We start from the raw sequence: 12684 nt of genomic DNA, 5'->3' as shown, positions 1-12684 counted from the left end.
CAGCAGTCTTACTCATCAGGCAGACCACGCTTGGGGAGGAACCATGGAAGCGCAGCAATTCGAAGCGGCACAGGTCCAGGTATCGCAATGGCTGACGCAGCTGACCGGCAAGCAGGCCGATGAACTCCGAGGCATCTTCGATCGCTGCTCGTCGCTGGCCGATTGCCTGGCGATCCTTGCGGAAGCCGGCAGTAAACTGCGCCACTGTCCCCATTGCGAGGGGGACCGGCTCTATCGCCACGGCGTCTACCGAGGGCTGCAGCGCTACCGTTGCCGGCAATGCGGCGCCAGTTTCAATGTGCTGACGAAAACGCCCCTGGCGTTCATCCGCCTGCGCGAAAAATGGCTGCCGTTCCTGCCGTGCATGCTGCACTCGATGACGGTGCGCGGCGCAGCCAAGGCCATCGGCATTCACCGCAACACCAGCTTCCGCTGGCGCCACCGCTTCCTGGCGATGGCCAAGGACGCGCGGGCACTGCCGCTCGATGGCATCGTCGAGGCGGACGAAACGTATTTATTGGAATCGCAAAAAGGTTCGCGCCATCTGACCCGTCCTGCGAGGCGGCGAGGCGGCAGCGCCAGCCATCGGGGGCCGGGCAAGGAACATGATTGCATCCTGGTCGCCTGTAACCGTAGCGGCAAGGCGTGCGATTTCGTTCCCGGGCGCGGGCCGGTAACGGCGCAGCAGTTGCATGATTGCCTGCCACCCGTGCTAGCGCCAGGCATCCTGCTGGCGATCGACAGCGCAGTCGCCTATCGGGCATTCGCCACCGCGGCGGGCATCGCACATGAAACAGTGAACCCGCATGCCGGCATCCGTGTGAACGGGCTTATCCACGTGCAGACCGTCAACAACCTGCACGGCCGCTTCAAGGGCTGGCTGCGGCACTTCCTGGGTGTCGCCAGCCACTACCTGCCCAATTACCTGGGCTGGCGGCACGTGCTGGATGTCAGCCGGGTTGCGCTGCCGCAGCATTTCCTTCGCGTAGCGCTGATGCTCAGCGTCATTTAAGTACCGATGGGCTACTTCACTATGACCGGGGCACAGCGCCTTTTTTGGGCGCTGTGCCCCGGCCGTAATGAACTTCCCAGCGCGGCAGCAGTCTTACTCATCAGGCAGACCACGCTTGGGGTGCCGCGACACACCGGTGCCAGGCACTTGGATTCGCCTACCCCTGCTTACGCAAGAACAGCACCAACACCCCCAGCAGCATCCCCACGCCGAACGGCACGGCAGCGCCGACGACGTGCCGGCGCCGGCCGGCACGGGCCTGCGCCACCAGCGCGGCGTCGTCCGGATGCACGTACGTCTCGAACACCGTGCGGTAGGTTTCGAAATAGTCGTTGCGGACCCGGGCGCCCAGCTCGCGCGCCAGATCGATCATCATGCCGAGCAACTGGCGGCTGGGATTGCTGGCCCACAGCTCGCCCACTTGCAGGAACAGGACGTCGGCCTCGTTCCCGCGCGACGGGTCCTGCAACCGGGCGTCCGCCCGCGCATCCGGCGCGAGCACGTAAGGGCTGTGCAACCGCTGCAGCGCCGCCCCGACTTCATTGGCGCCGATCGGCTGCGGCGTGCCGGCGTGCGACCGCACGATGGTGATATGAGAACCCATGATGTCGAAATGATAATTAACGCTGAGCAACTTAGCGCGTGCTTATTCTCCTGGCAACAATTCTGTCCCGTTGCGGCGAACTTTTATGCATTTACAACTAATCGCCACGCCGCCACCGGCGCAGTGCCAGCACCAGCGCGCCAGCGCCGAACAGCGCGATGCTGGCCGGCTCCGGAACGGCCGGCAGCGGCGTGCCGTCCAGCGCGATGGCATCGAAGGCCATGCCCGTGTCGGCGGAGGCGTCCACCCAGTTGACGACACCGAACTCGAGCCGATACTGGCCGGCGCCCGCGATCGTGTAGCGGGCGCCGATCCAGTCCGTGATGCCGCATGGCTCCACGTAGCACGTGCCCGAATCGGTGCCCAGCGGGCTCCACGCGGGGGCTGGGCCCAGCACGTTGTTGTAGGGCGGGTCCAGCGTGGCCAGGCCGGCCGGCATGCCGAAGCCCGGCACGGCGCCGCCCCCGGGCGACGTGCGCGCCGTAACCAGCATGGCGACCTGGTTGCCGCCCGCGTCCAGCAAGCGTACCCAGCCGTAGTCGCTGAAGTCGCCCCCATCCGTCGTGACATAGTTGAGCTGCAAGCTCAATTCCTGCCCGGCGTTGGCGCTGAACACGTGCGAGCGCAGCACGCTGCCGTTGAACGAATCGCGCGGACTGCCCACGCCGGCCAGCCGCACGCCGGCCGCCCCGTCGTGGTTGGAAATCCAGCCATAGCGGTTGCCCCCGCCGGGCGCCAGCAGGACGTCGCCATCCGCCTCGGCGGTGCCGCAATTGCCCTGGCATTCCCACAGCGGCGGCAGGCCGCCATCGAAGATCTGCGCGGCGGCCGGTTGCGCCAGCGCGGCGCAAAGCGCCACGCCTGCCGGCAGGCGATAAAGTAGCGATTGCATGATGATTCCTCCACGATGAATTGAACGGGAACAAAAGCCATGCATATTCCGTGCCGCCGGTGAAACCATCCGCTTCCCGGGCAACGGGTCTTCTTTGCATGGGACGCTGTAAAAAATTCCGACAGGCGTGTGCCGTTACAACGGCGGCAGGGTAATGGTTATTTCCGGCTCGGAAATCTATGCCAGAATCGCTTTTTTCTCTTCGCCTTACATTGCTCATGCGATTTCACCGTCTGTCCTCGCTTCTTTGCGCCGCCGGCCTGCTGTCCACCGCGACCGGCGCCGCCGCGTTCGATCCCTACCTGCGTTACCCGGCCGTGCGCGGCGACAGCGTCGTCTTTACGGCGGAAGGCGACCTGTGGCGGGTGGCAAGTACCGGTGGCGCCGCCCAACGCCTGACCACGCACGCGGCCGCCGAGACGCATGCGGCGATCTCGCCGGATGGCCGCTGGGTCGCGTTTGCCGGCAGCTACGAAGGTGCGCAGGAGGCCTACGTGATGCCGCTGGCGGGCGGCCTGCCGCGCCGGCTGACGTTCGAGAACGGCAGCGTCACCGTGCTGGGCTGGACGGCGCAGGGCGAAGTCCTGGTCAGCACGCAGAACTCGGTGGGACCGGGCGCGCACCGCATCGTGGCGGCCGTGACGCCTGCCTCCGGCGCCCGGCGGGTGTTCCCCGTGGCGGACGCCAACGACGCCGTCCTCGACGACGCCGGCAAGACGCTGTACTTCACCCGCTACGGCCTGGTCATGACCAACGACAACGTGCGCCACTACCGGGGCGGTGCCCATGCCCAGCTGTGGCGCTACGACCTGGACGGCAAGGGCGAGGCGCGTCCGGTCTTCCCGGGCGATGCGGGCAACAACAAGCGCCCCATGTGGTGGCAGGGCCGCCTGTATTTCGTCAGCGACCGCGCCGGCACCGACAACCTGTGGAGCGCCAACGCGGACGGCGGCGCGCCGCGCCAGCTGACGACCTACAAGGACTGGGACGTGCGCAACGCGGCGCTGGGGGACGGGCGCATCGCGTTCCAGCTGGGTGCCGACCTGCACGTGTACGACATCGCGGCGGGCAGCGCGGCCCGGCTGCCGGTCAGCCTGGTCTCCGACTTCGACCAGCAGCGCACGCGCCTGATCCGTTCGCCGCTGGAGGCCCTGACCAACGTCCAGCTGTCCGGCAAGGAGGAACGCATCGTGCTGACGGCCCGCGGGCGCGTCAGCATCGCCGGCACGGGCAGCCAGCGCCGCGTGGAGATCGCCGTGCCGGAAGGGGCCCGTGCACGCGACGCCATTTTCTCGGCGGACGAGAAGTGGGTCTATGCGATCGTCGACACGACGGGCGAGAACGAAATCTGGCGCTTCGCCAGCGACGGCTCGGGCCACGGCGAGCAGCTGACCCGCGACGGCAACAACCACCGCTGGGCGCTGTATCCGTCGCCGGACGGGCGCTGGCTGGGGCATACCGACAAGAAGGGCCGCTTCTGGCTGCTGGACCTCGCCACCAGGCAGAACACGCTGGTCGACGACGCGGGCAAGGCCGGCATCGACCAGCACGACAACGTGGTGTGGTCGCCCGACAGCATGAACATCGCGTTCGTGCGCAGCGCCAGCGACGCCCAGCGCGAGCAGATCGGCATGGTCAACGTCGCGAAGCGGGAAGTGGCATTCGTGACGAGCGACCGCTATACGTCCGGCGACCCGGCCTTTTCGCCGGACGGGCGCTGGCTGTACTTCCTGTCGGCGCGCCACTTCAAGCTGGGCAACGGCTCGCCGTGGGGCGACCGCAACATGGGTCCCGTGTTCGACAAGCGCACGGGCATCTTCGCGCTGGCGCTGCAGCCCGGCAACCGCTTCCCGTTCAAGCCGGACGATGAGCTGAGCCGCGCCGCCGTCAAGCCGGCCGAGAGCCCCGAGGAAACGGCGGCCGAGAAGGCGCTGGAGAAGGCCGCCAGCAAGGACAAGGAAGCCAAGGACAAGGACGGGCGCCAGGCCAAGGACGCGAAGCCGGCGCCGCCGCCCAAGCCCGCGCTGCCCGCCGTCGTGTATGCCGGCCTGGCGCAGCGCCTGTTCGAGGTGCCGCTCGCGCCGGGCAACTACCGCAAGCTGGCAGTGGACGACAAGCGCCTGTATTTCATCGACCAGGACGGTACCGAGGGCAAGCCCGCGCTGAAGACGCTGGCGATCGCGCGCACGGAACCGAAGCCGGAAACGTTTGCCGCCGGCGTGCGCGACTTCGACCTGGCGGCCGACCGCAAGCACCTGTACTACCGCACCGCGACCGGCAATCCGGGCGAGATGCTCATCGTGGACGCGGGCGCGAAGGCGCCGCCCGACACCAGCAAGGCCCGGGTCAAGGTGGACGACTGGAGCATCGTCTCGAACCCGCGCCAGGAATGGAAGCAGATGTTCAATGACGCCTGGCGCATGCACCGCGACTTCCTGTACGACGTCAAGATGCGCGGCGTGAACTGGGTCGGCGTGCGCGACAAGTACGCGCCGCTGGTGGAGCGCGTCACGGACCGGGCGGAGCTGAACGACATCCTCGGCATGATGGTGGCGGAAGTGGGGGCGCTGCACTCGCAGGTGGCGCCCGGCGACATCCGCAAGAGCGCCCCGGAAGGCACGCCGGCCGGGCTGGGCGCCGTGCTGACGCGCACGGGCACGGGCTACCGGGTCGACCGCGTCTACCGCAGCGAAAGCGAGCTGCCGGGGCAGCGCGCACCGCTGGCGCAGGCAGACGTGGACGTGCGCGAGGGCGACGTCATCACGGCCGTCAACGGCAAGTCCGTGCTGGAGGCGCGCGACATCTCGGACCTGCTGCTGAACCAGGCCGACCGCCAGGTGCTGCTGCACGTCCAGCCTGCCCGAGGCGGCAAGAGCCGTGCGGCCATCGTCGTGCCCGTGTCGATGGCGAAGCAGGCGGCGCTGCAGTACAGCGACTGGGAGCAGGGCCGGGCCGAGCAGGTCGAGCAGGCGTCGCAGGGCCGCATCGGCTACCTGCACCTGCGCGCGATGGGCGCCGACGACATCGCCGCGTTCGCACGCGACTTCTACGCCAACGTCAACCGCGACGGCCTGATCATCGACGTGCGCCGCAACCGCGGCGGCAATATCGACAGCTGGATCATCGAGAAGCTGCTGCGCAAGGCCTGGGCGTTCTGGTCCACGCCGGTGGGCCAGACGTCGCCGAACATGCAGAACACGTTCCGCGGCCACCTGGTCGTGCTGGTGGACGAGCTGACATACTCCGACGGCGAGACATTCGCCGCCGGCGTCAAGGCCCTGGGCCTGGGACCGCTGGTGGGCAAGCGCACGGCCGGTGCCGGCGTCTGGCTGTCCGACCGCAACCGCCTGGCCGACAACGGCATGGTGCGCGTGGCCGAGACGGGCCAGTTCGACAGCGACAAGGGCGTCTGGCTGATCGAGGGCGTGGGCGTGGTGCCGGACGTGGAAGTGGACAACCTGCCCAACGCCACGTTCAGCGGCCAGGACAAGCAGCTGGAAACGGCGTTGGCCATGCTGAAGAAGAAGATCGCGGAGTCACCCGTCAAGCGTTACCAGGCGCAGCCGATTCCTTCGCTGAACTACTAGCCGGGGATGTCGCTGGGGTCTGTCCCTGAGCCTTCCCCACAAATTTCTGTTGTAAACGGAAGCGGAAGCTGTTAACTTTCAATCCCAAAAACGGCGCATGCATGGCTGTGTTAGCCCTTTTATTCGTAGCGACTAAACTGCGAATGAAAGGCACAGACCATGCATGCACAGCAAATCATACAGAAGTTTTTGGCCGATCAGTGCTCCGCGATGCACGCCAAACGGCGGAGATGTTTGGCCGATGCTGTCGAAGCGGCCCGCAGCGGCGGGCTGGCAATGATGGGAATGAGCAAGGCGCTAGAAAGTGAAGTAAGCCTACGCTATCGGATCAAGCGCATCGACCGCCTTCTAAGTAACGCTCACTTGGCCAAGGAGCGGGTAAGCATCTTCAAGGCCTTGGCGCACCACCTCCTGCCGCATCAGGAGCGCATTGCAGTAATCGTCGATTGGTCTGATTTGCTGCCGGATGTAAGTCAGCATTTGCTGCGCGCCGCCGTGGTGGTGGAGGGGCGTGCGATCACGATTTATGAGGAGCTGCATCCGACCAAGTCGTATGGCAGCAGACAAGTCCATCATCGTTTCCTGGAGACTCTACGGACGGTACTGCCTCCACACCGCAGTCCAGTGATCATCACCGACGCGGGCTTTCGGGGACTTGGTTCCAGATGCTCGGCGAGCTCGGCTACGATTGGATCGGTAGAATTCGTAATCTCGACACGGTTCGCGCAGAAGGCACCACGAAGTGGCAGCCTTGCAAAGAGCTTTACCCTCACGCCACTAAGGTCCCACGCGATTTGGGCCGGTTCGAACATACCCAATCGCGCTTGGTGAAATGCCGTCTGACTTTGGTGAAGAAGTCGCCCCAAGGACGAAAGAAATTGACCGTCTTCGGCAATGACGCCGGCAGCCATCACAGCAACAAACAGCGTAAGGGACAATCCGAACCCTGGCTGTTGTCCGTCTCACCAGGGCTATCGAAGCTGCGTGCAAAACAGATCGTCGCCTTATACAGCTGTCGCATGCAAATCGAACAGACTTTCCGCGACCTCAAAAACCCGCGGTGGGGGATGGGGATTCGCCACAGTCAAACACGCCAACCCAAGCGTCTCGCCGCATTACTTCTTATCGGCACCTTGCTCAGCTTCGCCCTATGGATCATCGGCATCGTTGCGCAAAGTCGGGGCTATCGTATGCGCTACGGCAGCAAACCCAAATCCGCGAAAACTGTGTCTATCGTTTCCTTAGCTCGCCAATGGCTCGCCGACGTCAGGTATCGAAGGCTGACGCACAGCCAGCTCCGCGAAGCTATGCAGGAGCTGGCTAATCTAGTACTCATCTATTAAAAATGAGGGGAAGGCTCAGGGTCTGTCCCTGCCGGGACAGACCCTGAAGTTTGCTCGCGTGCCGCTGGCACCGGCGTCAAACTTCAGGGTCAGTCCCCGTTGGGGACAGACCCTCGCCGATCCGCGGTCACCACTGTTTCATAAACCGGCGGCCCGCAACGCCGCCGCCCGCCGCCGCGACACCTCCACCTGCGTGCCGCACGAGAGTTCCAGCACCAGCGTGCCGCCGTCGCCCGGCGTCATGGCCCGCACGTGTTCCAGGTTGACGAGATGCTGCCGGCTGGCCCGCACGAAGCGCGGGCCCAGGCGTTCTTCCAGCTGGTTCAGGGAACGCAGCAGCAAAGGCCGCTCGCCGTCGAAGTAGACGCGCGCATAATTGCCTTCCGATTCGAACAGGCGGATCCGCCCCACGTCGACGAACCAGCAGCGCTCTCCATCCCTGATGAACAGTTGGCGCGGCGCCAGTGCCGGTGCCGGCTGGTGTACGGCCAGCCGCTGCGCCGCACGCTGCAATGCGCCCGCCAGGCGCGCTGCCTGGATGGGCTTTTGCAGGTAGTCCAGCGCGTTGACCTCGAAGGCCTGCATGGCGTAGCGGTCGAACGCGGTAGTGAAGATGACTTCGGGCGGATCGTCCAGTGCCAGCAGCAAGTCGAAGCCGCTGGCGCCCGGCATCTGCACGTCCAGCAGCAGCACGTCGGGGCGCAGTTGCGCCACCTGGTCGATGGCATCGGGCGCATTGGCCGCCTCGCCCGCGATCGTCACGTCCGGATGCGCCGCCAGCAGCCGGCGCAGTTCGGCGCGCGCAAGGCGTTCGTCGTCGACGATCAGTACCCGCATCAGGCCACTCCCGGCAGCGACAACGTCGCGCGTACCCAGCCGCCTTCGGCCCGCAGCTCCAGCGCGGCCTGCTCGCCCAACGCCAGCGCAAGGCGCTTGCGGGCATTGGCCAGGCCCACCTGCGTCGAACCGCCCGGATGCGCCAGCGCGCCCGTGTTGGCAACTTCGATGTGCGTGCCGGTACCGCCGCGCCAGGCGCGAATGCGGATGTCGCTGCCGCGGGCATTGGCCTCGACGCCATATTTGACGGCGTTCTCCACCAGCGTCTGCAGCGCCATCGGCGGCACGGCCACGCGCTCCAGCCCCGGTTCGATCTCGGTGGCGACTCGCAGCCGTTCCTCGAAACGGATCTGTTCGATGGCGAGGTAGGCCTGCACGGCCGCCAGCTCGTCGGCCAGCGGCACGGTCTGCGCCTGGCCCGACTGCAGGGCGTAGCGCATCAGGTCCGCCAACTGGTCGATCATGCGCGCGGCCGCATCGGCATCTTCGTAGAGCAGCGCCCGCACGCTGTTCAGGCTGTTGAAGAAGAAGTGCGGGTTGACCTGCGCCTGCAGCGCGCGCAGCTCCGCTTCCTTGGCGTCCAGGGCGAGGCGCAACGCAGTGGCTTCGGCATGGCGTGCGCGCCGCAGCGCCTGCACCGCGTGATAAAAGATCGTCCACGCCAGGAAGGTGCCGATCCAGAAGATCAGCGCGTTCGGCAGCCAGGCAAAACCGCGCGGCTGCCCGAACGGCTGGAACAGGACGAACAGCGCCCACATCGCCGCGGTCTGCAGCGCGGCCAGTACGGCGACACCGCCGGCAAGGGACGGCCAGTGCAGCGCCCGGCCCGCGGCACGCCGCCGTCGCAGCACGCGGCGCCACCGGTGCGACAACGCGATGCCCGCACAGCCGCCGCCCGCACAGACCGCCACGATGGCGGCGCCCGGCTGGCGGAAGAACACAAAGGAGAGGTTGAACAGCACGACACTGCCCCAACCGGCCAACTGGCAAAGCCAGTACCAGTCGAAGCTGCGCCGTGCCGGCAGTGCTGGGGTCATTGCGAAATCACTTGAGGAATCGGTCGATGCGATCATACAGCCAGGCCGGATCGTCGACCATGATGAAATGGCGCGCCGTATCGGCCATCTCGATGCGCACGCCGGGCAGGCGGGCATATTGCGACGCGAAGTTGCGCTCGATGGCCTCGCGCGGCGCGAACGCCTTGTACGCCACCCAGGTGCCCAGCACCAGGGTGGGGGCCTGGATGCGGGCCACGTCCTGGCGCAGGTCCGTTGCCAGCAGCTCGGCCACCGCGTTGGCCACCGTCGTGCGGTCGGAACGCTTGCCCCATCCGACGATGCGCTCGACATCTTCCGGCTTCGTCGCCATCGACGCCACGGCAAGTCGCAGCGACTGGGCGCGGCCGGCCTCGTCCTGGCCCAGCATGCGCTCGCGGGTGCTGGCCGCCAGCGCCCGCAACTGCTCCGGTGTCGCATCGGGCGCCTGCGTGGCGCCCAGCGCCGGCAGCGCATCGACGATCACGAGGCGGCCCACCTGGTCGGGGTGGTCGATGGCGAATCGCAGCGCAACGAAGCCGCCCAGGCTGTGGCCGACGATGACGGGTTTCGCCAGCTGCTTGGCGGCGATGTAGTCGGACAGTTCCCGCCCGACTTGCGGCAGCAGCGGGCCGTCGACGGCCGGCTGGCCGGCAAAGCCCGCCAGGGTCAGCACGTGGCACTGGCGCGGCCCGCACAGGTGCTTGACGGTGTCGTGCCACACCTCGCCGGACGTGGCCAGGCCGGGAATCAGGATGACGGGGGCGCCTTGCCCCGTCACTTCGGCCTTGAAGGCGGCGGCGTGGGCGCTGAGCGATACGGTAACGGTTGCGGCGAACAGGGCCGCCTTGTGCATCAGGGTCTTGGTCATGGTGGTTCCTCCTAAGACGTATCGTCACATGGAGGGAGCCGCCGTTTCAGCGAAATGGGATGAGCGGTTCGATCGCGGGATGAGTGGTACAGCGTCAAGGTTTGGGGTCTGTCCCTGCATAGGGACTGACCCCGGTTTTATTCGCAGTGCCGGCGTTGCGATGAAAACCAGGGTCGGTCCCTTGCAGGGACAGACCCCGATCCCGATGCATTGGCGGAGTGCTGGTTGAAGATCCCAGACCTCATGCGCCGGCGTCGGTCGCGCCATACCCATGTACCCGCCGCCGGTGCAGCGGATACACGAACCACAGCCCGATCAGCAGCACGAACGAGACCGCCGCGCTGGCGCTGCTGAACACCGTGTGGGCGGTGATCGCGTACAGGACAACGAACAGGTCCAGCGCCAGGCCCGCCGCCAGCGGCGCCAGCGCGTAGCAGATCGCGCGCGAGCAGACCTTGATCGTGTGCAGCGTGACCTTGTCCGGCGTGGCCAGCCGGTGGTAGGCGGTCGGCATCATGACCAGCGCGATGGCGACGATGACCAGCGCCAGGGCCACCATGTGGCAGGCCTGGACGCCGAATGGCAGCTCGGCAAAGCGCTCGTTGAAGACGGCCACCGTCTGGAAGCCGAACAGGGCCTGGATACCCGGCAGCACCATGCGGGCCTCGTCGATCAGGTGGCCCATCTGGTCCTTCAGCGAGTTGTACTGCGCCGGCGGTTCTTGTTCTTCCGTGTCCATGGGCTCTTTCCGGCGCGCTCGTCTACCAGCTGTCGCGCCTTCTCTCGCCCACATTGTAGCGAGGGGCGCACGTGGCCGGCGCGCCGCAGTTCACCCTTCGATGCCTTCCTCGCGCAACCGGCGCCACAGCGTGGTCCGGCTGATGCCGAGGTAATGCGCGGCCGCGTCGCGGCGGCCGCCGAAGCGGCGCAGCACGGCCGCCGTGCTTTCGCGCACGGGCAGCGCAGCGCTGGCCGGCGCCGGCGCGCTGCCGGCCAGTTCGGGCGCCACGTCCAGCACGAAGGCCGGCGTCAGGGCCTGCAGTGGCTCGGCCGTCAGGAACAAGGCCAGCCGCTCGGCCAGGTTGCGCAGCTCGCGCACGTTGCCGGGCCACGCGTGGGCACACAGCAGGGGCGCGCAGGCCGCCAGCTCGGCGCCGAGGTTGGGGGATGCGCGCGTTCCCAGCGCGGCCAGCGCATTGCGCAGCGACCATTCGACCAGCGGCACGATGTCTTCCTGCCGTTGCCGCAGCGGCGGCAGCGTCAGGCGCAGCACGGCCAGGCGGTAGAACAGGTCGGCGCGGAAGCGGCCGTCGCGCACCCGTTGTTCCAGGTCGCAATGCGTGGCGCTGACGATGCGCACGTTGACGGGCACGGGCCGGGTGCCGCCGACGCGTACCACCTCGCGCTCCTCCAGCACGCGGAGCAGGCGCGTCTGCAGGGCCAGCGGCATCTCGCCGATCTCGTCGAGGAACAAGGTGCCGTGGTTGGCCGCCTCGAACAGGCCCGCGTGGCCGCCCCGGCGCGCGCCCGTGAACGCGCCTTCCTCGTGGCCGAACAGCTCCGATTCCAGCAGCGACTCGGCCAGCGCGCCGCAGTTTACGGCCACGAACGGGGCATTGGCCTTCGAGTGGCGCGGACTCTCGCGGTGGATGGCCTGGGCCACGAGCTCCTTGCCGCTGCCCGTCTCGCCCTGGATCAGCACCGTGGCGGACGAGCGTGCATACAGCACGGCAGCCTGCCGCACCTTCTCCATCGCCGGCGACGCGCCGCGCAGGTCGGCCACGCCGTGGCGGGCCCGCAGCGTGTCCGGCACCGTGCCGCCGCGCGTGCGGTGGCGCTGCGTCTCCAGCTGGCCCAGGCGCGCGATCTCCAGCGCGTCGTCGAACGCCTGGCGGATCGAGGCCGCCGAATACACGAAGACGCCCGCCAGTCCCGCTTCCTCGGCCAGGTCGGTGATCAGGCCCGCGCCGACGACGGCCCGCACGCCGGCCGCCTTCAGGTCGGCGATCTGCGCGCGCGCATCCTGTTCGGTGGCATACGTGCGCTGAACGATGGGGACGCCGAAGGTGTCGGCGAACTGCGCCAGCTCGGGCACCGGCGCCTGGTAAGTCACTACGCCAATCGCCGGGGACAGGCTCCGATCCGCAGGATCGGTGCCTGTCCCCCCGGGTTTGGGACCCAGCGTTTCCACCGCCCGCCGCGCCCGCGCCAACGCCTGCAGCATGTCGTAGCCGCTGGCCTTGGCCACGATGACGGGCACGGACAGCCGGCTTTTCAGCCAGGCCGCATTGGAGCCGGCCGAGATGACGGCGTCGCAGCGTTCCGTGGCCAGCCGTTCGCGGATATGGCGCACGGCGTCGTCGAAGCCCAGGTTGATGGGTTCGATGGTGGCCAGCGCGTCGTATTCCAGCGTGATGTCGCGAAACAGCGCGGCCAGGCGCGAGACGGAGACCGTCCAGATGACGGGCTTGTCCTGTTCGAGGGGAAGGGGAGAGTGGGCCATG

Annotated in this window: 10 protein-coding genes; 3 read left to right on the top strand and 7 right to left on the bottom strand. The window is 67.3% G+C overall.

The features are described 5' to 3' along the window. The first annotated feature begins 43 nt into the window (after positions 1-43). Positions 44-1012 carry an IS1595 family transposase gene (locus PX653_RS13050; RefSeq protein WP_277418279.1) on the top strand — a complete coding sequence of 323 codons (969 nt, stop codon included), beginning with the start codon at positions 44-46 and terminating at the stop codon, positions 1010-1012. 157 nt (positions 1013-1169) lie between these two features. Here PX653_RS13050 and PX653_RS13045 read toward each other — a convergent pair whose 3' ends face one another. Then, positions 1170-1616: a hypothetical protein gene (locus tag PX653_RS13045; RefSeq protein WP_277418278.1), complete on the bottom strand. Its 447-nt coding sequence runs from the start codon at positions 1614-1616 to the stop codon at positions 1170-1172. A gap of 97 nt (positions 1617-1713) precedes the next feature. Then, entirely contained in the window at positions 1714-2508 is a 795-nt protein-coding gene (locus PX653_RS13040; protein WP_277418277.1) for an NF038132 family protein, read from the bottom strand. A gap of 218 nt (positions 2509-2726) precedes the next feature. Between PX653_RS13040 and PX653_RS13035 the strand changes: the two genes are divergently transcribed. Beyond that, positions 2727-6095 carry a S41 family peptidase gene (locus PX653_RS13035; protein ID WP_277418276.1) on the top strand — a complete coding sequence of 1123 codons (3369 nt, stop codon included), beginning with the start codon at positions 2727-2729 and terminating at the stop codon, positions 6093-6095. Positions 6096-6760: 665 nt separating this feature from the next. Then, positions 6761-7438 carry an IS4 family transposase gene (locus PX653_RS13030; RefSeq protein ID WP_277418275.1) on the top strand — a complete coding sequence of 226 codons (678 nt, stop codon included), beginning with the start codon at positions 6761-6763 and terminating at the stop codon, positions 7436-7438. Between the two features lie 138 nt (positions 7439-7576). On the opposite strand, the gene PX653_RS13025 is transcribed toward PX653_RS13030, so the two are convergent. The 5 genes from PX653_RS13025 to prpR all read right to left on the bottom strand — a co-directional run bounded on the left by PX653_RS13025 (position 7577) and on the right by prpR (position 12683). After that, positions 7577-8275: a LytR/AlgR family response regulator transcription factor gene (locus tag PX653_RS13025; protein WP_277418274.1), complete on the bottom strand. Its 699-nt coding sequence runs from the start codon at positions 8273-8275 to the stop codon at positions 7577-7579. Further along, a complete protein-coding gene (locus PX653_RS13020; RefSeq protein WP_277418273.1) occupies positions 8275-9312 on the bottom strand; it encodes a sensor histidine kinase in 1038 nt (345 codons plus the stop codon). Before PX653_RS13020 ends, PX653_RS13025 begins: the two co-directional genes overlap by 1 nt. A 7-nt stretch (positions 9313-9319) precedes the next feature. Then, complete coding sequence (locus PX653_RS13015) at positions 9320-10180, bottom strand: alpha/beta fold hydrolase (protein ID WP_277418272.1); 861 nt, start codon at positions 10178-10180, stop codon at positions 9320-9322. 241 nt (positions 10181-10421) lie between these two features. Further along, entirely contained in the window at positions 10422-10919 is a 498-nt protein-coding gene (locus PX653_RS13010; RefSeq protein WP_277418271.1) for a DUF6328 family protein, read from the bottom strand. 90 nt (positions 10920-11009) lie between these two features. Continuing rightward, positions 11010-12683: a propionate catabolism operon regulatory protein PrpR gene (gene prpR, locus PX653_RS13005; RefSeq protein ID WP_277418270.1), complete on the bottom strand. Its 1674-nt coding sequence runs from the start codon at positions 12681-12683 to the stop codon at positions 11010-11012. Between the last annotated feature and the right edge of the window lies 1 nt (position 12684).

It is taken from the genome of Pseudoduganella chitinolytica (assembly GCF_029028125.1).
GTDB lineage: Bacteria > Pseudomonadota > Gammaproteobacteria > Burkholderiales > Burkholderiaceae_D > Rugamonas > Rugamonas chitinolytica.
Note: the sequence above shows the minus strand (reverse complement) of the source record. Positions and strands in the feature narration are given on the sequence as shown.

Excerpts from the sequence above, each read along its gene's own strand:
- PX653_RS13030 (WP_277418275.1), top strand. The coding sequence starts at position 6,761 with ATGCTCGGCGAGCTCGGCTACGATTGGATCGGTAGAATTCGTAATCTC.
- PX653_RS13045 (WP_277418278.1), bottom strand. The coding sequence starts at position 1,616 with ATGGGTTCTCATATCACCATCGTGCGGTCGCACGCCGGCACGCCGCAG.
- PX653_RS13015 (WP_277418272.1), bottom strand. The coding sequence starts at position 10,180 with ATGACCAAGACCCTGATGCACAAGGCGGCCCTGTTCGCCGCAACCGTT.
- PX653_RS13050 (WP_277418279.1), top strand. The coding sequence starts at position 44 with ATGGAAGCGCAGCAATTCGAAGCGGCACAGGTCCAGGTATCGCAATGG.
- PX653_RS13040 (WP_277418277.1), bottom strand. The coding sequence starts at position 2,508 with ATGCAATCGCTACTTTATCGCCTGCCGGCAGGCGTGGCGCTTTGCGCC.
- PX653_RS13010 (WP_277418271.1), bottom strand. The coding sequence starts at position 10,919 with ATGGACACGGAAGAACAAGAACCGCCGGCGCAGTACAACTCGCTGAAG.
- PX653_RS13035 (WP_277418276.1), top strand. The coding sequence starts at position 2,727 with ATGCGATTTCACCGTCTGTCCTCGCTTCTTTGCGCCGCCGGCCTGCTG.
- PX653_RS13025 (WP_277418274.1), bottom strand. The coding sequence starts at position 8,275 with ATGCGGGTACTGATCGTCGACGACGAACGCCTTGCGCGCGCCGAACTG.
- prpR (WP_277418270.1), bottom strand. The coding sequence starts at position 12,683 with ATGGCCCACTCTCCCCTTCCCCTCGAACAGGACAAGCCCGTCATCTGG.
- PX653_RS13020 (WP_277418273.1), bottom strand. The coding sequence starts at position 9,312 with ATGACCCCAGCACTGCCGGCACGGCGCAGCTTCGACTGGTACTGGCTT.